Source organism: Phaeobacter sp. 11ANDIMAR09 (assembly GCF_001294455.1).
Lineage (GTDB): Bacteria > Pseudomonadota > Alphaproteobacteria > Rhodobacterales > Rhodobacteraceae > Pseudophaeobacter.
Genome location: NZ_LIKT01000022.1, coordinates 1 through 23,103, shown reverse-complemented (window position 1 = coordinate 23,103; position 23,103 = coordinate 1). Strand labels below are relative to the sequence as shown.

The 23,103-nt window shown below is 55.7% G+C and carries 22 protein-coding genes and 1 tRNA gene; 13 read left to right on the top strand and 10 right to left on the bottom strand.

The window, feature by feature from the left end:
- Window positions 1–47: 47 nt before the first annotated feature.
- The 3 genes from AN476_RS16770 to AN476_RS16760 are packed head-to-tail and all read right to left on the bottom strand — an operon-like array spanning window position 48 to window position 2,123.
- Window positions 48–569, bottom strand: coding sequence for a gamma carbonic anhydrase family protein (locus AN476_RS16770; protein ID WP_054462758.1), 522 nt, complete (start codon window positions 567–569; stop codon window positions 48–50).
- Window positions 566–1,207: a guanylate kinase gene (gene gmk, locus AN476_RS16765; protein WP_054462757.1), complete on the bottom strand. Its 642-nt coding sequence runs from the start codon at window positions 1,205–1,207 to the stop codon at window positions 566–568. The genes AN476_RS16770 and gmk overlap by 4 nt, the downstream gene beginning before the upstream one ends.
- Window positions 1,208–1,226: 19 nt before the next feature.
- A complete protein-coding gene (locus tag AN476_RS16760; protein WP_054462756.1) occupies window positions 1,227–2,123 on the bottom strand; it encodes a YicC/YloC family endoribonuclease in 897 nt (298 codons plus the stop codon).
- Between the two features lie 247 nt (window positions 2,124–2,370).
- Here AN476_RS16760 and AN476_RS16755 point away from each other — a divergent pair, with 247 nt between their 5' ends.
- Window positions 2,371–3,186 carry a PAS domain-containing protein gene (locus tag AN476_RS16755; protein ID WP_054462755.1) on the top strand — a complete coding sequence of 272 codons (816 nt, stop codon included), beginning with the start codon at window positions 2,371–2,373 and terminating at the stop codon, window positions 3,184–3,186.
- 179 nt (window positions 3,187–3,365) lie between these two features.
- Here AN476_RS16755 and AN476_RS16750 read toward each other — a convergent pair whose 3' ends face one another.
- Complete coding sequence (locus tag AN476_RS16750; RefSeq protein WP_054462754.1) at window positions 3,366–4,742, bottom strand: class II 3-deoxy-7-phosphoheptulonate synthase; 1,377 nt, start codon at window positions 4,740–4,742, stop codon at window positions 3,366–3,368.
- 195 nt (window positions 4,743–4,937) lie between these two features.
- On the opposite strand from AN476_RS16750, the gene AN476_RS16745 reads away from it, so the two are divergent.
- The 7 genes from AN476_RS16745 to AN476_RS16720 all read left to right on the top strand — a co-directional run bounded on the left by AN476_RS16745 (window position 4,938) and on the right by AN476_RS16720 (window position 11,661).
- Window positions 4,938–5,936, top strand: coding sequence for a GlxA family transcriptional regulator (locus AN476_RS16745; RefSeq protein WP_054462753.1), 999 nt, complete (start codon window positions 4,938–4,940; stop codon window positions 5,934–5,936).
- 164 nt (window positions 5,937–6,100) lie between these two features.
- The gene (locus tag AN476_RS22900; RefSeq protein WP_157063788.1) at window positions 6,101–6,280 is read left to right on the top strand and encodes a hypothetical protein; all 180 of its coding nucleotides are present in this window, start codon (window positions 6,101–6,103) and stop codon (window positions 6,278–6,280) included.
- Window positions 6,281–6,451: 171 nt separating this feature from the next.
- On the top strand, window positions 6,452–7,645 hold the full coding sequence (locus AN476_RS16740; protein WP_054462752.1) for an ABC transporter substrate-binding protein: 1,194 nt from the start codon (window positions 6,452–6,454) through the stop codon (window positions 7,643–7,645).
- A 96-nt stretch (window positions 7,646–7,741) separates the two neighbouring features.
- Window positions 7,742–8,527, top strand: a complete 786-nt coding sequence (locus AN476_RS16735; protein ID WP_054462751.1) for an ABC transporter ATP-binding protein — start codon at window positions 7,742–7,744, stop codon at window positions 8,525–8,527.
- Window positions 8,528–8,614: 87 nt separating this feature from the next.
- The gene (locus AN476_RS16730; protein ID WP_054462750.1) at window positions 8,615–9,328 is read left to right on the top strand and encodes an ABC transporter ATP-binding protein; all 714 of its coding nucleotides are present in this window, start codon (window positions 8,615–8,617) and stop codon (window positions 9,326–9,328) included.
- A 3-nt stretch (window positions 9,329–9,331) separates the two neighbouring features.
- A complete protein-coding gene (locus AN476_RS16725) occupies window positions 9,332–10,342 on the top strand; it encodes a branched-chain amino acid ABC transporter permease (RefSeq protein ID WP_054462749.1) in 1,011 nt (336 codons plus the stop codon).
- Window positions 10,339–11,661: a branched-chain amino acid ABC transporter permease gene (locus tag AN476_RS16720; protein WP_054462748.1), complete on the top strand. Its 1,323-nt coding sequence runs from the start codon at window positions 10,339–10,341 to the stop codon at window positions 11,659–11,661. The genes AN476_RS16725 and AN476_RS16720 overlap by 4 nt, the downstream gene beginning before the upstream one ends.
- A 123-nt stretch (window positions 11,662–11,784) precedes the next feature.
- Here the strand turns inward: AN476_RS16720 and AN476_RS16715 are convergent, their stop codons facing one another.
- Window positions 11,785–13,329, bottom strand: a complete 1,545-nt coding sequence (locus AN476_RS16715; protein WP_054462747.1) for a helicase HerA-like domain-containing protein — start codon at window positions 13,327–13,329, stop codon at window positions 11,785–11,787.
- A gap of 618 nt (window positions 13,330–13,947) precedes the next feature.
- Here AN476_RS16715 and AN476_RS16710 point away from each other — a divergent pair.
- Window positions 13,948–14,553, top strand: a complete 606-nt coding sequence (locus AN476_RS16710) for an invasion associated locus B family protein (protein ID WP_054462746.1) — start codon at window positions 13,948–13,950, stop codon at window positions 14,551–14,553.
- A gap of 138 nt (window positions 14,554–14,691) precedes the next feature.
- On the opposite strand, the gene AN476_RS16705 is transcribed toward AN476_RS16710, so the two are convergent.
- From AN476_RS16705 to AN476_RS16690, 4 genes are read right to left on the bottom strand one after another with little or no spacing between them, the layout of a single operon-like run.
- Window positions 14,692–15,900 (bottom strand): beta-ketoacyl synthase, encoded by a 1,209-nt coding sequence (locus AN476_RS16705; protein ID WP_054462745.1) that lies wholly within the window; start codon window positions 15,898–15,900, stop codon window positions 14,692–14,694.
- Between the two features lie 31 nt (window positions 15,901–15,931).
- Window positions 15,932–16,189: an acyl carrier protein gene (locus AN476_RS16700; RefSeq protein WP_054462744.1), complete on the bottom strand. Its 258-nt coding sequence runs from the start codon at window positions 16,187–16,189 to the stop codon at window positions 15,932–15,934.
- 48 nt (window positions 16,190–16,237) lie between these two features.
- Window positions 16,238–17,311, bottom strand: a complete 1,074-nt coding sequence (gene lpxD, locus AN476_RS16695; RefSeq protein WP_054462743.1) for a UDP-3-O-(3-hydroxymyristoyl)glucosamine N-acyltransferase — start codon at window positions 17,309–17,311, stop codon at window positions 16,238–16,240.
- 46 nt (window positions 17,312–17,357) lie between these two features.
- Complete coding sequence (locus AN476_RS16690) at window positions 17,358–18,983, bottom strand: murein L,D-transpeptidase (protein ID WP_054462742.1); 1,626 nt, start codon at window positions 18,981–18,983, stop codon at window positions 17,358–17,360.
- A gap of 357 nt (window positions 18,984–19,340) precedes the next feature.
- Here AN476_RS16690 and AN476_RS16685 point away from each other — a divergent pair, with 357 nt between their 5' ends.
- From AN476_RS16685 to AN476_RS16675, 3 genes are all read left to right on the top strand, one after another.
- Window positions 19,341–19,910 carry a DUF882 domain-containing protein gene (locus AN476_RS16685; protein ID WP_054462741.1) on the top strand — a complete coding sequence of 190 codons (570 nt, stop codon included), beginning with the start codon at window positions 19,341–19,343 and terminating at the stop codon, window positions 19,908–19,910.
- Window positions 19,911–20,036: 126 nt separating this feature from the next.
- Window positions 20,037–20,113, top strand: a tRNA-Arg gene (locus AN476_RS16680).
- Window positions 20,114–20,600: 487 nt separating this feature from the next.
- A complete protein-coding gene (locus tag AN476_RS16675; protein ID WP_054462740.1) occupies window positions 20,601–21,764 on the top strand; it encodes a tyrosine-type recombinase/integrase in 1,164 nt (387 codons plus the stop codon).
- A 180-nt stretch (window positions 21,765–21,944) separates the two neighbouring features.
- On the opposite strand, the gene AN476_RS23585 is transcribed toward AN476_RS16675, so the two are convergent.
- On the bottom strand, window positions 21,945–22,151 hold the full coding sequence (locus AN476_RS23585; RefSeq protein WP_083464374.1) for a helix-turn-helix domain-containing protein: 207 nt from the start codon (window positions 22,149–22,151) through the stop codon (window positions 21,945–21,947).
- A gap of 170 nt (window positions 22,152–22,321) precedes the next feature.
- Here AN476_RS23585 and AN476_RS16670 point away from each other — a divergent pair, with 170 nt between their 5' ends.
- Window positions 22,322–22,708 carry a helix-turn-helix transcriptional regulator gene (locus AN476_RS16670; RefSeq protein ID WP_157063787.1) on the top strand — a complete coding sequence of 129 codons (387 nt, stop codon included), beginning with the start codon at window positions 22,322–22,324 and terminating at the stop codon, window positions 22,706–22,708.
- Window positions 22,709–23,103: the final 395 nt, after the last annotated feature.

Here is a 23,103-nt window from a genome sequence, read left to right as displayed (position 1 = left end):
CACCCATAGCCGCCCACAGGTCCAGTAGTTTCCAGAGCAGGCAAGGCTTAGACCGGGCGCATCTCATCGCGGAACCGGCGCATATTCTCCTGATAGTGAAGCGCGCTGAGGGTCAGGTTCTTGGCCTGCTCAGGCGAGACCTCGCGCACCACCTTACCCGGCGCGCCCATCACGAGCGAATTGTCGGGGATCACCTTGTTTTCCGTAATCAAGGCCCCTGCCCCAATGAGACAGTTTTTGCCGATCTTGGCACCGTTCAACACGGTTGCGCCCATCCCGACAAGGCTGTTTTCGCCAATGGTGCAACCATGCAGCATCACCTTGTGACCGATGGTGCAATTTTTGCCCACGGTCAGCGGATAGCCAGCATCAATATGCATGACCACGTTTTCCTGCACATTTGCGCCCTCGCAAATACGGATTTCTTCATGGTCTGCGCGAATGGTGCAGCCAAACCAGACCGAAGCGCCAGCTTCGAGCACCACCTTGCCAATCAGATTGGCATCCGGGGCCACCCAGGTGTCGGCATCCAGCTGCGGCTGGTTGTCTCCAAGAGCATATAGGGTCATGACATGTCCTCAAATTCGTTTTGCAGCGCGCGCACGTGATCTGTCAGCTGCGGCTGCTGAATACGGCGCAGACGGGTAGAGGTGATGATGGTTTTCAGCGCGTCTTCGGTGGCATCCAGATCATCATTGATCAATACGTGATCATAGCTGCCCCAATGGCTGATCTCATCCCAGCTCTTTTCCATCCGCCGCATGATGGTATCGGCATCGTCTTGGCCCCGACTTTCCAACCGGCGGCGCAGCTCGGTGATTGAGGGCGGCAGCAGGAAAATCGAGAGCGTGTGCTGGCCCAGCTCCGAATTGCGGATCTGCTGGGCCCCCTGCCAGTCAATGTCAAACAACACGTCCCGACCATCTTCAATGGCGTCCCGTACAGGCCCTTTTGGCGAGCCGTAGAAATTCCCAAACACATGGGCATGTTCCAGCATATCATTTTCAGTGACGGCGGATTTGAAATCATCCACCGAGACAAAATGATAGTCCTGCCCATCCACCTCGCCCGGTCGCGGGTTGCGGGTGGTGGCCGAGACAGAAAAGGAAATACTGTCGTCCCAGTTGCGCAGCCGCTTGGCCAGGGTGGATTTGCCCGCGCCGGAGGGCGAGGACAGGATGATCAAAAGGCCGCGCCGATCTGCCATCAGGTCTTCTCCTTTGGAGTTATTCAATATTCTGCACTTGCTCGCGCATCTGGTCGATCACTGCTTTCAACTCTAGACCGACCGAGGTCAAGTCACTGTTGAACGCTTTTGAACAGAGCGTGTTTGCCTCGCGGTTGAATTCCTGCATCAAGAAGTCAAACTTGCGCCCGACGGCGCCGCCGCTGGATAACAGCTCCTCTGCGGCACTGACATGGGCTGCGAGCCGGTCTATTTCTTCGGTGATGTCGGATTTCACGGCCAGCATGGCCAGTTCCTGCGCCACCCGGTTGGCATCGGCGCCCTCGGTGTTTTCCATCACCTTGGCAAGGTTGGCCTTCAGGGCCTCTGCCATCAGCGGCTTGCGGGCTTCGGCCCGTTCCGCCGCGAGACGGGTCAGGCGGTCCACTTCGGCCAGCTGATCGCGCAGTACCTTCTCCAGGGCTGCCCCCTCAGCTGCACGCATTTGAACGAAATCAGACACAAGGCTTTCGAATTCCTTTTTCAGCGCTTCGACCAGTGGCGCTGGGTCATCCTCCGTTGCCGAGGCCTCCAATACGCCACGAATGGACAAAAGATCTGCGCCGGATGTGACAGACAGATCCACCCCTGCAGATTGCGCCAGGGCCTCAGCCTCTGCCAGGGCTGTCAGCACCGAAGCGAGCAGCGGCTTGTTCAGGGTTAGCTTCGAAGCCCCCTCCTCGCCGCGGCTGATGCGCAGCCCCAAAGAGACATTGCCCCGTGCCAGTTCTTTGCCCAGAGCTTTGCGTAGATGTACTTCCAGCCCTTCCAGCCAGTCGGGCACCCGCAGCCGCAGATCCAGCCCCTTGGCATTGACCGAACGCATTTCCCAGCTCCAACTATGCGCCCCGAGACTGCCCTGTCCCGAGGTAAAGCCCGTCATGCTTCGAATTTTCATCAAATTGTCCTTATGCAGCCAAATTGCGGTGAAATGGAGCCAAAAACAGTGTCCGTAGTGGCGAAAAACGCAAAAGGATAGGTCCTCATCCAGAAGCGTTAACCATTGCTTTAAGTTTTAGTCCAAATTTGAATAATATTATGGCATGTTAACTGCAAGGTAACCATCTAAACGGTACGAATAAGGCAGTCGACAGACCGTGTTGCGTATCAGATGGTTTTGCACCGGACAACGTAAGGAAAAGCACATGTTTTTTGGCGACAGCAAGAATACCAGCCAGGACAAGGGTCACAACAAGGTGGTTCCCATGACGAATTTCCGCAACACCGTTCCGGTCTCCCCCATGCGTCAGGCTGAGGCCTACTGGACTGCGCTGCGCCGTGGCGACGACATTCCCAGCCGTTCGCAGATTGATCCGCGCGGGTTGGAAAACATCCTGTCCCAGACCTTCATTCTGGAACGTGTTGCCCCCGGCATCGCCCGTTTCCGTCTGGCCGGTCAAAAAGTCAATGAAATGGCGGGTATGGAAGTGCGCGGCATGCCAATCACCGCCTTTTTCACCCCGGACGCCCGCAAGCAAATGAGCGCGGCGCTTGAGCATATGTTCGAAGCCCCGGCCATCATCGAAATCGAGATGCAGACCGAAGGATCCCGCCTGCGGGGCCGTCGTGAAGCCCGTATGTTGTTGCTGCCCCTGCGCAGTGATCTGGGCGATGTGAGCCGCGCGCTTGGGGTCTTTGTCTCGGAAGGCAATCCAACCAAGACCTCGCAGCGGTTTTCCATCACTTCGATCGAGATGCGCGCTATTGGCAAAGCTACGGATGACACTGAATTCAAATCCAAATCCCGCGGCACCGATGATGTGAATACGCCAAACCCAGAATTTGCGGAGCTGCAGTCGCGGATCTCGACAGAGACATCCATCTTGCAAGAGGCCCGTGATCTGGCCAGTCGCAAGTCGGCAAAACCGGCCCGTGATACCGCGCGCTCGGATCCCAAAAGTAAATCAAAAGGGTCACATCTGCGCCTGGTTTCCAGCCGTGATGACACGCCCGTTTCCTAAAATTTTAGCCTATTTCTAGTCTATTTGGTCATAGTCTAGCAATGACGCCCCGCGGAAGAACTCCCGGGGCGTTTCCCTATGCGTCAGGGCGGTGAACACCGCAAGGTTCGCAAGCATAGCGCCAAACAGAAAAACCGCCCCAGAAATCTGGAGCGGGTTTTGTCTATTTCAGCAATGGCTTAGCTGGCTTCTGCGCTCCGTGCCCGGCGTTTGTTGCGCAGGTCCGACAGCTCTTCGGCCACCAGAAACGCCAGTTCCAGCGACTGGCTGGCGTTGAGACGCGGATCACAAGCGGTGTGATAGCGATCGCTCAGGTTTTCGTCCGTCACCGCGCGCACACCGCCGGTGCATTCGGTGACATCCTGACCCGTCATCTCAAAATGGACGCCGCCCGGAATGGTGCCCTCGGCGCTATGTACCGCAAAGAAATCCTGAACTTCGCGCAGCACGCTGTCAAAGGGACGGGTTTTGTACCCCGTGGAAGATTTGATGGTATTACCGTGCATCGGATCACAGACCCAAGTGACCTTGGCCCCCTCTTCTTCCACGGCCTTGACCAAACGCGGTAGATGCTCAGCCACTTTACCGGCGCCAAAGCGCGCGATCAGCGTCAGACGGCCCTCTTCATTCTCCGGGTTCAGGCGTTTCATCAGTACCTTCAGGTCATCGGCACTGGTTGTTGGGCCACATTTCATGCCAACGGGGTTGAGCACCCCACGGCAGAACTCCACATGGGCGCCATCAGGCTGGCGGGTGCGATCCCCAATCCACAGCATATGGCCGGATCCAGCCAACCATTTCCCAGAGGTCGAATCCAGACGGGTCAGCGCCTCTTCATATTCCAGCAACAACCCTTCGTGGCTGGTGTAGAATTCAACAGTTTGCAACGCATGGGACGCATCATTGTTAACGCCCGCGGCCTTCATGAAATCAAGCGTATCGGTGATACGATTGGCCATCTCACGGTACTTCTGCGCTTTTTCACCTTCGGTAAAGCCCAGGGTCCAGGCATGCACCTGGTTCACATCTGCATAGCCACCAGTTGAAAAGGCGCGCAGCAGGTTCACTGTGGCGGCCGCCTGGGTATAGGCTTGCAACATGCGCTTGGGATCAGGGATACGCGAGGCTTCAGTAAAGCCAAGATCGTTGATGATGTCCCCGCGGTAGCTGGGCAGTTCCACCCCATCCAGGGTCTCGGTTGGCGCGCTGCGGGGTTTAGCAAATTGCCCCGCCATACGCCCCACCTTGACCACCGGAACTTTGGCGCCATAGGTCAGAACCATGGCCATCTGCAGCATCACCTTAAAGGTGTCACGAATGGCATCGGCACTGAACTGTTCAAAGCTTTCGGCGCAGTCTCCGCCCTGCAACAAGAACGCCTCGCCGCGACCCGCGGCTGCAAGATGCTGCTTCAAGCGCCGTGCTTCACCAGCAAAGACCAGCGGCGGATAGTTGGAAAGCTGCGCTTCGACGGCCCCCAGGGCCGCAGCGTCGGTATAGTCGGGCATCTGCACGCGGGGTTTGTTGCGCCAGGCTGCTTTTTGCCACTCACTCATAGCTTTTCTCCGCATAAGAGGTCTTAATAGTAGAACGGATGCCACCTATACAAAAACGCACTCGTGCTGACCAGTTTAGATTTGCCCCTCTTGACCCCGACGCAAACCTATGATCACGGTTTTCAGGTCTCACGCGGGGCTGACTTAAGGTTAAGTCTCTCCCGGTGCATTCAAATATTGCCAAGGATGTGCCCAATGCAAACCCACACAAAACCGGTCGATCTCTCAAAAGAAACCGGACCCACCAAAAGATATGTATTTGTTTTGCTAGACAAATTCTCAATGTTGTCCTTTGCGTCAGCTGTTGAATGTCTGCGGATTGCAAATCGTATGGCAGGTCGTGAAGCCTATTCCTGGACCCTCCTGGGGGAAGGGGGCGAAAACGTGACCTGCTCTGCCGGAACCACTTTTGCCGTTGACGGAGATCTGGGGGACCTGCAGCGAGACGATACCGTTCTGGTCTGTGCCGGGGTGAACGTTCAGGGCGCAACAAGCAAAAAGCTTTTGGCCTGGCTACGCCGCGAAGCGCGCAAAGGTGTAATGATCGGCGGTCTCTGCACGGCCTCTTATGTCTTGGCCAAAGCTGGACTGCTGGATGGGAAGCGGGCGACAATTCATTGGGAAAACATCGATAGCTTTGCCGAAGAATTTGAGGAAGTCACCCTCACAAAATCTGTTTTTGTGATTGATAACAATAGAATGTCCACTGCGGGTGGCACCTCCTCGATTGATTTGATGCTAAAACTTCTGGCCAATGACCAGGGCGAGGATCTCGCCAATGCGGTGGCAGACCAGCTGATCTATTCCTCCATCCGCACGGATCAGGACACTCAGCGCCTGTCTATTCCAACCCGTATCGGTGTGCGCCATCCAAAACTGTCGATGGTCATCCAAATGATGGAAGCCAATATCGAGGAGCCTATCAGCCCCTCGATCCTGGCCCAGGATGTCGGCATGTCCACCCGTCAGTTGGAGCGCCTGTTCCGCCGCTATTTGAACCGGAGCCCCAAGCGCTATTACATGGAGTTGCGGCTGCAAAAGGCGCGAAACCTCCTCATGCAGACCGATATGAGCGTTATCAATGTGGCTCTCGCCTGCGGCTTTGCCTCGCCATCGCATTTTTCCAAATGCTACCGGGCCCATTACGACACCACCCCCTATCGCGAACGCGGTAGCAAGTCCGGCCAACAGTGATTCTCAAACTGCTAGAAAGTCTCTGATTCTCCTGGGCGATTCTCTCCCTAGCGGATCGGCTTTCTGGCTTTTTCGGCATTCGGCGTGCTTTCGTCTGCCACCTGTTCAACATTTACTGTGTCGTCTCTTTTTGACCTCTGTGCCAACCTAGGCTTGGTGCTCTGTTGAACCGCCAGATTTTTATCAATAAAAAATCCTTTAAGCTTCAAATACTTGTATCAATGCCTGGTTTGCGCACCCAATTCGTCCGCGCCACTTATGTGGTGGAGGCACGCAGTTTGGCGAAAAAACAAGGCCGCGAGGCTGCGACAAAAACGACATTGTTTCTTTCCCTCGGGCTTTGAACCCTGTAGAGCATCCGCCTCATCTGGCCTGCAAAACAGCGCAGGTCCAAAAACACAGAGCAAGTGGACATTGGGAGGATGTCACGGGCCAAGGGGACTTTTCTTTTTAAACCACCTTGCCTAGGGTTCCTCTATGAACAGAACTTGTTCCAATAATCTGGGAGAAAAATGATGAAAAAACTTATGATGGCCACTGCAGCCCTCGCTCTGACAGCCGGCACCTCCTATGCGGGTGGCCACGGCAAAGAAGTCAAGCTTGGCGTGCTGTTTGGGTTCACCGGTCCAATTGAATCTCTGGCCCCTGCCATGGCCTCGGGTGCCGAGCTGGCAATGGAAGAAGTCACCAAATCTGGCATGCTTCTCGACAGCGCCACTGTGACTCCCGTGCGTGCTGACACTGGCTGTATCGACAATGGTCTGGCCGTAGCCAATGGCGAAAAACTGGTCGCCGAAGGCGTGAACGGCATCGTCGGCGGTGACTGCTCCGGTGTGACCGGCGCCATCCTGCAGAATGTTGCCATTCCAAACGGCATGGTGATGATTTCGCCTTCCGCCACTTCGCCTGGTCTGTCCTCGATGGAAGACAACGGCTTGTTCTTCCGCACCGCACCTTCTGATGCGCGTGAAGGTCAGGTTATGGCGGAAATCCTGAAAGAGCGCGGCATTAAATCCATCGCCCTGACCTATACCAACAACGATTTTGGTAAGGGCTTGGCAGATGCAATCCAAACCTCTTTTGAAGCACAGGGTGGTGAAGTGACCATCGTGGCCGCGCATGAAGATGGCAAGGGCGACTACTCTGCCGAGGTTGCATCCTTGGCCTCAGCTGGTGGTGATCTGCTGGTTGTTGCCGGCTATCTGGATCAGGGTGGCCTGGGCATCATCCAGTCTTCGCTGGACTCTGGCGCCTTTGACACCTTTGGTCTGCCCGGTGGCATGATTGGCGACAGCCTGCCCACCAATGTTGGTCCCGACCTGAACGGCTCCTACGGCCAGATCGCAGGCTCCGACAGCGCTGGTGCGGAAATCTATGCCAACCAGGCCAAAGATCTGGGCTTTGACGGCACCTCGGCATATTCGGCTGAATCCTATGATGCGGCTGCGCTGATCATGCTGGCGATGCAGGCGGCAAACTCCAAAGATCCAGCCGATTATGGCGCCAAGATCATGGATGTGGCCAATGCGCCTGGTGAAGAAATCAACCCCGGCGAGCTTGGCAAGGCGCTTGAGCTGATCAAAGCCGGCAAGGACATCAACTATCAAGGTGCCACCGGCGTTGAGCTGATTGGCCCCGGTGAAAGTGCTGGTTCCTATCGTGAAATCGAAGTTCAGGACGGCAAAAACGTCACCGTGCGTTTCCGCTAATCTGGCCTTCGGATCCATGTAACACTGATCAGCCCGGGTTTTGCCCGGGCTGTTCCAAATTCAGAAAGCCGCAAAATAGTGGCAGGGGATAATGATATGATCGTCGTCGAGGATTTGCATAAGCACTTCGGCGGGTTCCATGCGGTTGACGGTGCTTCGCTGGAAATCGCCAAGGGGTCCATAACCGGTTTGATCGGGCCAAATGGTGCCGGAAAAACTACTCTTTTCAATGTGATTGCTGGCGTGCTTGAGCCAACCTCTGGTCGCGTGACTATGGATGGTGAAGACATCACCGGCCTGCCGCCGCATGAGTTGTTCCACAAAGGTCTGCTGCGCACCTTCCAGATCGCGCATGAGTTTTCCTCGATGACCTGCCGCGAGAACCTGATGATGGTGCCGGGTGCGCAATCGGGTGAAAGCCTGTGGAACACCTGGTTTGGCCGCAAACGCATTGCCGATGAAGAGCGCGCCCTGCGGGCCAAGGCGGATGAGGTTCTGGAGTTCCTCACCATCAGCCATATCGCGGATCTGCGGGCCGGCGAAGTGTCGGGTGGCCAGAAAAAGCTGCTGGAACTGGGCCGCACCATGATGGTGGATGCCAAGATCGTATTTTTGGACGAGGTTGGCGCCGGGGTAAACCGAACCCTGCTTTATACCATTGCCGATGCCATTAAGCGCCTGAATGAAGAGCGCGGCTATACCTTTGTGGTGATTGAGCATGATATGGAATTCATTGGTCGGCTTTGTGATCCGGTGATCTGTATGGCCGAAGGCAAGAAATTGGCCGAAGGCACCCTGGGTGAGATCAAAGCCAATGAACAGGTGATTGAGGCCTATCTGGGGACCGGCTTGAAAAACAAAGACAAGCTGGAGAAGGCCTGATGGCAGCATCTATGAATTGGGGCTCTGCCCCCGCCGCTGCGCGGCTCCCCCGGAATATTTGTGGAAAGATGATGCAGGGAGGTGCGCATGTCTGAACCGTTTTTGATTGGTGACGGCATGACCGGAGGATACGGCAAAGGGCCGGATATTCTGCATGACTGTACCATTGCTGTTAATCCCGGCGAGATTGCCGTGATTGTGGGCCCCAATGGAGCGGGCAAGTCTACCGCCATGAAGGCGGTTTTTGGAATGTTGAATGTGCGCTCGGGCGCGGTCCGATTAGGGGGTGAAGATATCACCAAGCTGAGCCCGCAGGACCGGGTGATCAAGGGCATGGGTTTTGTGCCCCAGACCAGTAATATTTTCACCTCGATGACGGTGGAAGAGAACCTGGAGATGGGGGCGTTTATTCGCACCGATGATATCACGGGCACCATGGAGCAGGTCTATGATTTGTTCCCGATCCTGCGTGACAAGCGCAACCAGCCGGCCGGTGAGCTCTCTGGTGGTCAACGACAGCAGGTGGCCGTAGGTCGCGCACTGATGACCCAGCCCAAAGTGCTGATGCTGGATGAACCCACAGCGGGCGTCTCCCCCATTGTGATGGATGAGCTGTTTGACCGCATCATCGAAGTGGCCCGTACGGGTCTGCCGATCCTGATGGTCGAGCAGAACGCGAAACAAGCGCTTGAGATCGCTGACAAAGGCTATGTTTTGGTGCAGGGGCGCAATGCCTATACAGGCACCGGACAAGAGCTCTTGGCTGATCCCGAAGTCCGCAAATCTTTCTTGGGGGGCTGACCGATGGATGTACTCAACGCCATTGTGGCGCTTACCAACTTTGTAATGATTCCGGCCGTGGCCTATGGTAGTCAGCTGGCGCTTGGCGCGCTGGGTGTGACGCTGATCTACAGCATCCTGCGGTTTTCCAACTTTGCCCATGGTGATACCATGGCTTTTGGCACCATGATGACCATTCTGTTCACCTGGTTGTTTCAGTCTTGGGGCGTCAGTTTTGGGCCCCTGCCAACAGCGCTGCTGGCCCTCCCCTTTGGCATTCTGGCAGCGATGGCATTGGTGCTGGTAACCGACCGTACTGTCTATCGGTTTTATCGCGACCAAAAGGCCAAGCCTGTGGTCTTTGTTATGGTGTCACTGGGGGTGATGTTCATGATGAACGGCTTGGTGCGCTTTATCATTGGGCCAGGTGATCAGCGTTTTGCCGATGGTGAGCGCTTCATCATCAAGGCTCGCGCCTTTAAGGAGATGACCGGCCTGCGTGAAGGTCTGGCGATCAAGACCACTCAAGGTATCACCGTGGTGACGGCCATTGTGGTGGTGGCACTGCTGTTTTGGTTCCTCAACCGGACCCGCACCGGCAAATCTATGCGCGCCTATTCCGACAATGAGGACCTGGCACTGCTGTCTGGCATCAACCCGGAACGCGTGGTGATGTATACATGGTTGATCGTTGCGACACTGGCCACCATCGCAGGGGTGCTCTACGGGCTCGACAAGAGCTTTAAGCCCTTTACCTATTTCCAACTGCTGCTGCCGATCTTTGCCTCAGCAATCGTCGGTGGGTTGGGCAGCCCTCAGGGCGCCATCGCAGGTGGGTTTATCATCGCCTTTTCCGAGGTCACGATTACCTACGCCTGGAAGAAAGTTCTGCGGTATTTGATGCCGGACAATCTCGACCCGGATGGGTTGGTACAATTGATGAGCACCGACTATAAATTTGCGGTTTCTTTTGCGATCCTGATCATCGTCCTCCTGTTCAAGCCAACAGGGCTCTTCAAGGGGAAATCGGTATGACTGACACCATGAAACACAGCTTGATGTTTGCGGCTATTGCGCTGCTGATCCTGCTCGAAGGCCTCACCGACTGGAGCTTTTTCTCGGGTTCCTGGAACTCATCTCTGGTTATCCTCAACATGGGGTTGATTTCAGCCATCATGGCGCTGGGGGTCAATCTGCAGTGGGGATTTGCCGGGTTGTTCAATGTGGGCATTATGGGTTTCACCGCTCTTGGCGGCCTGGCTGTTGTCCTGACTGCCACACCGCCCACCCCAGGCGCCTGGAGCGCCGGGGGGCCGGGCGTGCTGATGGCGATGGTCATGGGGGCGCTGACAGTGATCTCTGCCGTTGCAGTAACCCGAGTCCTTCCCAAAGGCCGCCTGCGCAATTTTTTGGTTCTGGCCATTCTTGTGGTGGGTTTCCTGATCTACCGCGCTCTGTTTGATCCCTCAATTGAAGCAATCGAGGAGATCTCTCCGGCGATTTCTGGAAACCTCGGCGGTCTTGGCTGGCCGGTGATCCTGTCTTGGCCTGTTGGAGGCCTACTCGCAGCTGGCGCCGCTTGGCTGATCGGTAAAACCGCACTGGGGTTGCGGTCGGACTATCTGGCGATTGCCACACTTGGTATTGCCGAGATCATCATCGCCATCCTCAAGAACGAGGACTGGCTGTCACGCGGCGTGAAGAACGTCGTCGGCCTGCCCCGTCCTGTGCCCTATGAGGTCGATCTGCAAAACGACCCGGCCTATGTCGAGTGGTTTGCCAGCCTGGGAATGGATCCGGTCCTGGGCTCGACCCTTTACGTCAAGCTGGGCTATGCAGTGTTGTTTTCGATCGTCTTGATCGCACTTCTCTGGATGGCACAGATGGCCCTCAAAAGCCCCTGGGGCCGGATGATGCGAGCCATTCGCGACAATGAGGTCGCGGCTCGGGCGATGGGCAAAAACGTCACCAAGCGCCATTTGCAGATCTTCGTACTTGGTTCTGCCATCTGCGGCATTGCTGGCGCCATGATGACCACCCTGGATGGGCAATTGACACCGGGCACCTATAACCCGCTGCGCTTCACCTTCCTGATCTGGGTGATGGTCATTGTTGGCGGGTCCGGCAACAACTTTGGCTCGGTACTTGGCGGTTTCCTGATCTGGTTCCTCTGGATCAAGGTTGAACCCATGAGCCTCGAGCTGATCACCTTACTGACCTCCGGCCTTGAGGAAGGCAGTTTCCTGCGCGGCCATCTGATGGAGAATGCGGCCCATATGCGCCTCTTCACCATGGGATTGATCCTGCTCCTGGTGCTGCGTTTCAGCCCCCGTGGCTTGATCCCGGAAAAGTAATCAAAAAGGGCCGCTCAAGATTTTGAGCGGCCCTTCTCGTTTGGCCTCCGTTTCATTTGGCCAAAAATATCCCGCCGAAGGCGGAACCCATAGGGGGCTGGCATTTGTCAGCCCCCTATTCTGTTACCGTCCTTTGAACAACCCGCCCAGGATGCCACGCACCAGACGTCGCCCCGTGGTGCCTTTCAGTTCTTTGATCACCGCCTCTGACATTGCTGAGGCAAAGGTGTCTCTTGGCCTATGTATGCGCGATGACGAGCGGGGAATGCGGGAGCCGGAAAAGCGCCGCGCAGCATTGAATTCGCGTGCCATGGGTTCTGGTGCCTCTTCCGCCTTGATTTCGGCAGCTTCCGCTTCCTCTGCCGCCTTACTGGTGCGTTCCAGCAAAATCTCATAGGCGGAATGGCGATCAATGGGTTTGTCGTATTTCCCTGCCATATCAGATGTCCGCAGCATTTCGCCGCGTTCCGCCTTGCTCAGAGGCCCCAACTGGCTGCTGGGCGGGCGGATCAGGGTGCGCTCGACAATGCCCGGCACGCCTTTCTTTTGCAGCATCGAGGTCACCGCTTCGCCAACGCCCACCTCCCGGATGGCGTCCTCGGTGGAAAAGCGCGGGTTTTCGCGGTAGGTCTCGGCCGCCAGTTTCAGGTTCTTGCGGTCGCGTGCGGTAAAGGCGCGCAGCGCATGCTGGATGCGATTGCCGAGCTGTCCCAGAATATCCTCCGGTACGTCACCAGGGTTCTGGGTGATGAAATAAATGCCAACCCCTTTGGAGCGGATCAGCCGTGCCACCTGTTCCACCTTGTCGACCAGCGCATTGGGCGCATCCTCAAACAGCAAATGCGCCTCGTCAAAAAAGAACACCAAACGCGGTTTTTCCGGATCACCAACCTCAGGCAGTTCTTCAAACAGCTCGCTGAGCAGCCAGAGCAGAAAAGTGGCATAGAGCTTCGGCGCGGCCATCAGCTTATCGGAGGCTAGAATATTGATCATGCCCCGCCCGTCACCGTCCTGGCGCATCAGATCCTCAAGCGCTAGGGCAGGTTCGCCAAAGAGATCTGCCCCTCCCTGGTTTTCCAACACCAAGAGACGGCGCTGGATCGCGCCTACTGAGGCCGGGGAGACATTGCCGTAGCGCAGTGACAGCGCGCCCCGATTTTCGCCAATCCAGACCAGCAGCGCCTGCAGGTCTTTGAGATCCAGCAAGGGCAAGGCCTGTTCATCCGCAAGTCGAAAGGCGATGTTTAGGATCCCTTCCTGGGCCTCGCTCAACTCCAGCAATTGTGCCAGCAACAAAGGTCCCATCTCGGCAACGGTAGTACGAACCGGGTGGCCCTGCTGTCCGAACAGGTCCCAAAACGTGACCGGGCAGCTGTGATAGTGATACGAGTCAAAGCCGATTGTCTCTGCCCGTCCCGCAAAGGCATCATGCAGCTTATGGTCGGGTGTTCCGGGCTTAGCCAATCCGGAAAGATCCCCTTTGACATCCGCCAGGATCACCGGCACCCCTGCCTGGGAAAAGCTCTCGGCCAGGATTTGCAGGGTCACCGTCTTTCCCGTGCCCGTGGCCCCAGCGATCAACCCATGGCGGTTGGCGTATTTGAAGCTCATCTCCTGTGGCTCGCTATAGCCTTCGCCGCCGCCGCCAATAAAAATCTTATCCGTCATGGTCTTCCTTTGCCCGCCAAAATCACAAGGGGCCCCGGCAACCTCTCACCCGGAATCCCCCCGGATGCTGCGGCTTCCAGGGAGACCCCTTGAAAACTGAATATTAACTTTTACATGCGATCAATATCATGCTCGTCCTCTCTTATCGAGATCGTGATGAGCATTTCCTCCCTGTCAGACTGGCCGTGCCTTAGGCACGGCCCTTTTTTTAACAGCCTCCCTGAAAGGCCCTCAGGTCGCTTTTTGCTGGTTTTTCACGCTTCCTCTCCGCTGCAGGGGTCCAAACCCGCCCCTTGAAAGCCTGCCGATGGGTCAAAATAAAAAAAAACCAGGTAAAGGCGCGGAGCGTCACATTTTTTTACTATTCCATGTTGACCCGAGCACAGGCCTTTCGTAACGTCCTAATCAATAACTAAGTCGGCCAGTCCGACGGGGAGAACCAAACAAAAAAGGAAGCCGGAGAGCTTCCTTTTTTGCTTTTGTTCCAAGCAGTTCACTTGTTACTAAACTTGCATACAATTCCTTGCCGATTTCTGGCCCGTTATAGGATTGTGACCTGACACCCATGTGGCAACATGGTAAAGGCTTAGCAAACGACCTGAGAATAATGAGGCATTCATGATCAAGTCCCTTACGCCCTTCACCCTGGCCGCCCTTTTGGCGGTTTCGAGCTCTTTGTCAGCCCAGGAAAGCACAACCGAACAGACCGAACCCACTGCAGATCAGGTATTGGACCTGGGTCAGCCTGTTGATGATGGCACTCCAAAGCTTGGCGAACGCTATGCAAAGGAAACCCATGGCGACTGGGATCTGGCCTGCGTCAAAACCGAAGCTGAAACCGATCCCTGCTCCCTCCTGCAAATTCTGACGGATCCAGAGGGCAACCCGATGGCCGAGGTTTCGCTGTTCCGGATTGATCAGCCCGGTGGTCAGGCTGTTGCCGGCGCAACCATTATTGTTCCCCTGGAAACCCTGTTACCAGCAGCGCTGACCATTTCCGTCGATGGTGCCCCTGGAAAACGCTATAACTACTCCTTCTGCAACCCGCTTGGCTGTATCGCTCAAATCGGGCTGACACAGGCGGATGTGGACACCTTCAAAGCTGGCGGTGAGGCCACCCTGTCCCTGCGTCCTGCCCCTGCGCCGGATCAGCTGGTTGAAATGAAGATGTCGCTCAAAGGCTTTACCGCCGGCTTCAACGTTGTGGATGTGGTCAAACAATAAGGGGATGTCCCCAATAGGCAGGCCTACAAGCGCTGCCGAGACCCTGAAATTTAGAAAGGCCACCCGAGGAAAAGATCCTGGGGTGGCCTTTTTCTATATTACTTGGAAAGTGCTGGGAGATGCCGCAGTGCGCTTGGGTCAGATCCGGCCCAGAGCCAGCACAGCATTTAGGCCGCCAAAGGCAAAGGCATTGGAGAGCGCCACATCGACCCGCACTTCGCGCGCCTGATTGGGCACCACATCCAGGGCGCATTCCGGATCGGGCTCTTCATAGCCGATGGTCGGCGCAATGACGCCATCTTTGAGCGCCATGATACAGGCCAGCAGCTCCACCGCGCCGGTGCCGCCAATCAGGTGCCCATGCATGGATTTGGTTGAAGACATCATCAGCCGATCCGCATGGGGGCCAAAGACATCAGCCACCGCAGCGCATTCCGTCTTATCATTGGCAACCGTGCCGGTGCCATGGGCGTTGATATAGCCGACCCGCTCCCGGTCAATGCCCGCATCCTTCAAAGCGCCCGAGATGGCGCGGGCTGCCCCCTGCTTGCTGGGCATCACAATATCTGACGCATCCGAAGACATGGCAAAGCCCAGGACTTCACACAGGATATCCGCGCCGCGCGCCTGGGCGTGATCATAGTCTTCAAAGACAAAGATACCTGCGCCCTCCCCCTGAACCATACCATTGCGGTTGGCGCTAAAGGGGCGGCACGCCTTTTTGGACATGACGCGCAACCCTTCCCAGGCTTTGACACCACCAAAGCATAACATGGATTCAGAGCCGCCCGTGATCATCACCGGGCTCATGCCACAACGCACCATCTGATAGGCCTGAGCCATGGCGTGATTGGATGAAGCACAGGCAGTGGAAACCGTAAAGCTGGGCCCTTTGAGGTTGAACTCCATTGAAACATGGCTGGCGGCCGCATTGTTCATCAGCTTGGGAACCACAAAGGGGTGCACCCGGTTTTTCCCATCCTCATAGACCGAGCGATAGTTGTCATCCCAGGTTGAAACACCGCCCCCGGCCGTGCCTAGGACAACACCGGATTTGGCTGAAAGCTCACCGTGGAATTCGAGCCCTGACTGCTCAATGGCCTCTTTGGCGGCGATCAACGTGAACTGGGTGAACCGATCGTAGAGGCTCATTTGCTGGCGGTTAAAGCGCCCTTCGGCCTCAAACCCGCGCACCTGGCCGCCAATGCGAATGGACAGCCGCTCAACGTCGCGAAACTCCAGCTTGCCAATCCCGCAGCGCCCCTCGCGCATGGCTTCAAATGTTGAGGCAACGGAATGGCCCAGGGCATTGATGGTCCCTGCTCCGGTGATGACAACGCGTTTCATGAATGCTTCCCCAGTGAGTCAGCCGCAGATATCACGAGTTTTGTGACACGAGTTTGTCAATCCCGGCGATGATGGTCGCAACATTCGTTATGTCGAAATCGCTGTCTTCCGGTGTGTTGGAGTTGAAAGGAATTGAGATGTCAAATTCCTCTTCAATGGCAAAGATGCACTCCACCAGCCCCATGCTGTCGATCCCAAGATCTTCCAGGGTGCTGGTTAGGGTTACATCCGATGGCTCAAGCAGCGCCTGTTCGGCGACGATTGCAATGACCTTGTCCTGAGTGCTCATTTTGGCCCCCTGATCTGTGATGTCTCGGCAGATGTAGCGGGTGAAACCCTATTTGAAAACAGCCTTTTTCAGGTTTTCGATATCCTTCATCAAACGCGGCAAGCGCCGCTGGGCTTTGTACATCGTAGTATTGGTTTCCATTTTGACCGCAGGGTAGCCCATCACAACCCGCCCCGCTGGCACATTGGACAAAATCTTGGTGCCGCCGCCGGCAATCACGCCATCCCCGATAAAGATATTATCGGCTGCGCCACATTGGCCGCCCAAGACAACGTTGTTGCCAATCTCGACAGATCCGGAGAGGCCGCTTTGGCCACAGAGCAGGCAGTCGCGCCCGATGCGAGTATTGTGTCCGACGTGCACCTGATTGTCCAACTTGCTGCCCGAGCCGATCTCGGTGTCGCGAATGGTGCCATTGTCGATGGTGCAATTGGCGCCCAGTTCCACATCGTCGCCGATGCGCACGGCCCCAAGCGAATGGATGCGCAGCCAGCTTTGTCGTTTGGCGTCGCCCTGATCGCCTACAGTTTTGCGGACATTTTCCACGCCGGAAACCTCTGGGGTGACATAGGAAAACCCATCGCTGCCGACACGGGCACCGGGCTGCGCTCGAAACCGGTCGCCAATACGCGCCCGCGCCCCAATTGAAACCATTTCGCGAAGCTGGGCTTCGGCGCCAATTTCCACCTCTGCGCCGATGTAGCAATGGGGGCCAATCACCGAACCCCTGCCAATTTTGGCCCCTGCTGCAATGATGCTCAACGGTCCAACGGAAACGCCCTCGCCCAATTCGGCACTGGGATCAATCACAGCAGAAGGATGAATGCCAGCAGCAAATCCCTGCCCTTTGTCCAACAGGACAGAGACGCTCCCCAAGGCCATGCGCGGTCGTGGCGCAAAGAGCGCAGCCTTCAGCCCCATGGTCTGCCAATCGGCGCCCTCCCACAGCAAGGCCACCTGTGCTGCTCCTTTGGACAGCCCTTCTGCATATTTGGCAGAGGTGGCCATGGCGAGATCCTGCGGCCCGGCATCCTGTGGTTCGGCGGCGCGGGCGATCTTCAGCTCCAGGTCTCCCTGAGCTTCGACACCAATGGCCTCGGCGATCTCGCGAACTGTGTACATATTTGGGACCCTTTCCGGCTCAAGCTCCTGATCGGGCCCCAGAATTCTACCCCTGAACGTCAGTCAGTGATACGCCGGCCCGCTCCAGTGCAGCCCAGACTTTTGCATCACGTCCATAGACATCCCGGCGGAACTCGGCCCGGCCTTTGTTGGACACATAGGCGGTTCGGTAGATAATGTGAACAGGCACTTGTTTGATCAGGTCTACCTTGGTTTCCTGGCCGGATTTCAAAATCCGGTGGAAAAAATCATAGGGATCTTCGGTTTGCTTGGCCAAAAGCGCATAGGCGAACTCAAAGGGCTGAGCCAGACGGATACAGCCGTGAGAGAAGGCCCGCACTTCCCGTTGGAACAGACTCTTTTGCGGCGTGTCATGCAGATAGATATTGTATTTATTGGGGAAGATGAACTTCACCAGTCCCAAAGCGTTACGGGTGCTGGGCGGCTGGCGCATCGCAAAGGGGAAACTGCGGGCGGTGTATTGCGAGAAATCAACCGACCCGCGATTAACCACCCGGCCCCGACTGTCAGTAATCTGAATATGGCTCACCGCATTGGGGTTGTTGCGCAGCTGAGGCAGATATTCCTTGGTGATGATCGAGCGTGGGACATGCCAGCTTGGATTGATGACCATATGCTCCATGACATCCGAAAACTCGGGGGAGCGGCGATCATGTACATTTTTGCCGATAACCGACCGGGTTTCAAAGGTAACATCGCCGTTGTCGATGATCTTGGCGGTGAAATCGGTCTGATTCACCAGAATGTGTCGTTCTCCGCGCTCTGGCGTCAACCAACGTTCGCGCTCCAGCGCGACAATCACGGATTTCAGGCGATCGCGGACCGGGCGGTTGATTTCTTTGAGCGTGCCGCCGCCGGCCACACCGTCAACTTCCAACCCGTGATCAGACTGAAAGCTTTCAACGGCGCGCTCCATATCGCGGTCATAGCTGGCCGTAGCACTGCGCTGCATGTAGCCCATGGCGATGAGCCTGTTCCGCAGGGCGACAACGGCGCTGCCGGTATCGCCGGGTTCCAGTTTCTTGCCCGGAACCGTTGGTCCCCAGCCACCCGCCGCTTGCCGCTGCTCAAGCCGCAGCTTTTCCCGCATGAGGGCGCGGTATTGTGGCGAGGCCGGAACCAGCGTGCGCAGATAGGCAAAGGGTTGATTGTCGCGCATCCCGGCCAGGGCCGCTGCCCCGTCATGATCGCGCCGCTTACGGACCATGCCGCTGTCAATGCTGGAAGGCGTCAACATGCCCGTCTGAACCATTGCGGCATAGTTAACAAAGGCGGCGCTAAGTGCGGCTTCGACCTTGCCAAATTCACGCGCAGTCTTGGCATTGCGCATCTGCTCTACCAGGGCAGCTGCGGTGCCGGATTGATCGGGCAGACCATGTGCCGAAGCCTCTTCCAGAGCATGCAGCAATGCCGCGCGACGCAGGCTCGAGGTGTCGTCATCCCCCGTCCAAAGAGGGGAATAGGTCGTATTGCGATAAAATTGCGCAACATCATCGTTAACCGAAGCGGTCTCAGCAACTGCCTGGCGAAAGGCTGTCGATTGCGCAGAGGCCATATCCGCAGAACCAAAGGAGCCAAGTCCCCCCAAGGCCAAGGCAAAAAGCCCGCATTTGAGGCGTGCAGCGCGGCTCGGGAAATTGCTTTTGGTCATATTTATAAGTCCTCAACGGCGATGAAGGGTAACAATGCTAGCAGCTCTATGAATTATTGATGAAAGACAATCCATAATGTCCATTCACGTTTGCGAAACCAAGCTATGTCAGTGTGACTTTGATGCGATGCGGTCGCATAAACAGAGTAATCGACGCTACTCTTAGGGGAAAAATTAACCTCTTGTCCCCGTTTGCGCAGTTTTTTGCCGAAAATCCTCGGCAAATTGAACACAGGCAAAACGGACCTTGGTTATTGATTCCCCTTGTGCCATACCTTCGGCAGGTAACAAGCGCAGTAGGCCTGTAACATCGGGCATAGGCAGGATTAAACACGTTCGGGATGGCGTAGTTAAGACATGGCAGAACTTACAAAGACGGGCATGACCCGCCGGGCACTTTTGGGTGCATTCGCAGCAACGACTGTGGCAGCGGCTCCTACTTTCTCCAAGGCAGCAGGTTTTCTGCGGGGCGGCGGCGATATCCGCCGTATCCGCATGTTCTCGGGCCGTACGGGCGAACGTATCGATATGATCTACTGGATCGACGGCGACTACATCAAAGACGCTGTGAAAGAGGTCAATTATTTCATGCGCGATTGGCGGACCGATCAGGTCAAATCTATGGATCTGCGCACCATCGACATTATGGCGGCCTCGCACAACCTGTTGGATGTGACCGAACCCTACATGATGTTGTCGGGGTATCGCAGCCCACAGACCAACGCCATGCTGCGCAGTCGCTCACGCGGAGTCGCAAAGAATTCGCTGCATATGCGTGGTCAGGCCGCTGATCTGCGCCTTTCCTCCCGCTCAGTCAGCCAGATGGCCAATGCCGCCAAAGCCTGCCGCGCAGGTGGCGTAGGCAAATATCGAGGCTCGAATTTTGTTCACATGGACTGTGGTGTCGTACGCAGTTGGAACGGGTGATCCGCACGGAGATGGCCGGTTTTCCCTCCGACCAACCGCTGCTTTTCGGCCCTGATGGATTTTTGCAAACTGATCAGATTTGCCATTGCAGCTCAGCCGCTTGACGGCTATACCGCCCCTAGATCAGCACCTGTAGCTCAGCTGGATAGAGCGCTGCCCTCCGAAGGCAGAGGCCAGAGGTTCGAATCCTCTCAGGTGCGCCAGAATTCATAAGGCTCGACGTTTTTATCGTCGAGCCTTTTCATTTTTACTTATTAAATTCAACGCCTTGAAGCGTTTGCGGTGCTTTAACTTGCTCTAAAAGGGCGTATCCCGTAACAAATCCCGTAACAAATCCCGTAACATTTCGTGGGAAATTTGTAGTGAGCCAGAAACACCAGATTGGCGAAGGCCCCCAGCTACCTCGGTGGATGCATCCCTTGGTTACGCCGCTTTGTTATGCCTACATGGTAGTTGTGGGCGGGTTCTTGTATTGGTCAAAAATCCACGCAGTCTTCTACCTGCTTGGCTTGAAAGATTGAGGGGGATGGATTGGGCATCACCTTAGACCGTGGCCGATACTACTGGGTGAAACGTGTTCCAAAGCGTTTTTCACGTTTCGTCTTGGGCGCTACCGGAAAACCACTTACACACGTCCGTCAAGCTCTACACACGGATAGCCTATCGGAGGCTAAAGCGAAAGCTATCCAGGTGGAGGCCGCCCGACTGGCTGAATGGGAAGCCCTCGCCGCCAGCGACCATGAGAGCGCCCGCGCCCACTATGATGCATCAAAGACCTTGGCGCAGGCCAGAGGATACCCTTACCGCGCTGTAGTGACGCTTGCTTCTGGTGATGCCGAACACCTGGTTAAACGCACGCTTGCGGTAACGGGGGAGAATTTCACCAGCAAGGTGGCCGCCCAAGCTGTTCTTGGCACTGTGCCAGAAACTATGCCGACCCTCACCGAACTTAGAGACGACTACTATAGTCTGACCCGGACCAGGCACACCAAGAAAACCGTTCAACAACTGAAGCGCTGGAAGAACCCGCGCGACAAGGCCGTAGCCAATTTTTTGCAACTGGTGGCCCCCAAAGACGGGCGCCGAAACCCGATCCCGATGCCCATTGACCAGATCACGCGAAACGACGCGCTGAAGTTCCGCGAATGGTGGGCCGAGCGCGTCCAGAACGGGATGGACCCAGGCACGGCAAACAAGGACATCGGCCACCTGTCAGAGATGTGGAACACCTGGACCACGCTTAAAGAGGTGGATCTACCAAACCCGTTTCGCAAACTGCGCTTTGAGGTGCGTGGCAAACACAAGACCAAGACACCGGCGTTTTCGCGGGAATGGGTCAGAGACCACCTCCTGCACCCCGGTGCATTGGACGGCATGAATGATGAGGCAAGGGACATCTTCCTGATGACTATCAACACCGGGCTAAGGCCCAGCGAAATCACCGATGCCGCGCTTGAGGACTACGTGCTGACGGACAACATCCCCTTTCTACGGGTGACAGAGAACGGCCGGGAACTGAAAGTAGAGCATACCGAACGGGATATTCCACTGGTCGGCGTTTCGCTTGAAGCCGCCCGGAGGATCTCAGAGCGCGGTGGCATTCTGCGGTATCGCCACAAGGCAAATTCCTGGTCCTCAGTGATCAATAAATATATGAAAAACAATGGCCTGAAAGAGACACCTAAACACGTAGCCTATTCGATCCGGCACTACATAGAAAACGCATTGCTACAAGCAAAGGTGGATGATCGGGTCCGCGCTGACATTCTGGGGCATGAGTACAAACGCCCGAACTATGGCGATGGTGGCGCACTGGCGGGCCGCCGCGAGGCCTTGGAGCGGATTGCTCTTTGAGGCCTTTCTTCATCGGCCAGTTTCTTGGCAAGCGCCCTCGCCCGCTCCATCGCTGAATTGCGTCTTTCCATCTCCTGGACTTCCTGTTCAAGGCGGATAAAGACCGGCAGGAACTCGTCTCCGTAGCGCGCCACCAGTTGAGCTGCCCCTTCCAAGGTTTTTCGGAACCGCTTTTCACGCTCACTCTGCATGATAGGTTATCCTTAGCTCAAGTAATCCGAGTTTTCGGATGAAGGTTTGGTACGATAGGCCTGCCACACGGGCCGCTTTGGCTTTGTTTCCATTTGCTTTGTTTAGGCAATAACAGAAGTAGTGCCGTTCAACCTCTTGGATGGCATGTCCTAGGGTTTTTCCTTCAAACTCATGGATGGGACTTGTGGCATTCATTTTCCTGACTCTCGTTGACAAGATCGGAATAGGGAAATCTACCTAGGGTTGCTTAATACCAATGTATTGGTATTTTACCCATTTGCAATGCAATTATGTGTTTTTCTGGTAATTTTGCAGGAGACAGAATTCTCCAATCCTTGTACCAACAAAGGGTATAGGAGCAACAATTGGTAGATCCCATGACCGTATCAGACGATTTGGGGCAAAAACGCATTTGGAAGAAACGCAAACAAAACCTCAGGGCGATTATGGCCTACAAGGGGTGGAAAGACTCGCCTCTATCCCTTGCTGCCGGGCTGAGCAAAAATGCGGTGAACACACTTTTGCGGAGTGAAACCCAGCCGAAGTACAGCACTCTTGAAAGCATTTGCCGAGTTCTCGGGTTAAACAGCGTGGCCATGCTTGATGCTGAAAACCCCATGTCAGTTATTCGAAATGATCTTTTTGGGATGGTTCAGAGCATGGGGGAAGATCAGGCACGCGAAGCGCTGGACTTCCTTCGCGAGAAGTTCCCGGACCTACAGATTTCTGATGAAGGTAAGAATGGAGACTGAAGGCCTCTATGGCGCTCAGCCTTTCTAGTACTTGCAGAAGCTCGTTCTTAGACATGTCACACCTCGCAAACTGAATTGAACAGCTGCGAGAATGCGGCTCCTGTCCTTTATCCACCATCAAATAGGTCGAACCAATGTCGGTATCTTGGGGGAGCTGGAGCTGTTGCGACATATACAAAACTGAGAAAAAATCTCAAAAATGATTACTTTTCTCAGTTCTGAAAAACATCATCTTTGAATGATAAGATATTGCTTTTTATGAGATTTTTTCAATCGCTTTGACTATCACACCTCACCGACCAACACCGACATAACGGATGGCATCACCGCCACAAGGGAGCCATCCAATGAACACCAAACTCAAGAACCCCGCGCTGTTGCGGTTTCTGGGCGCA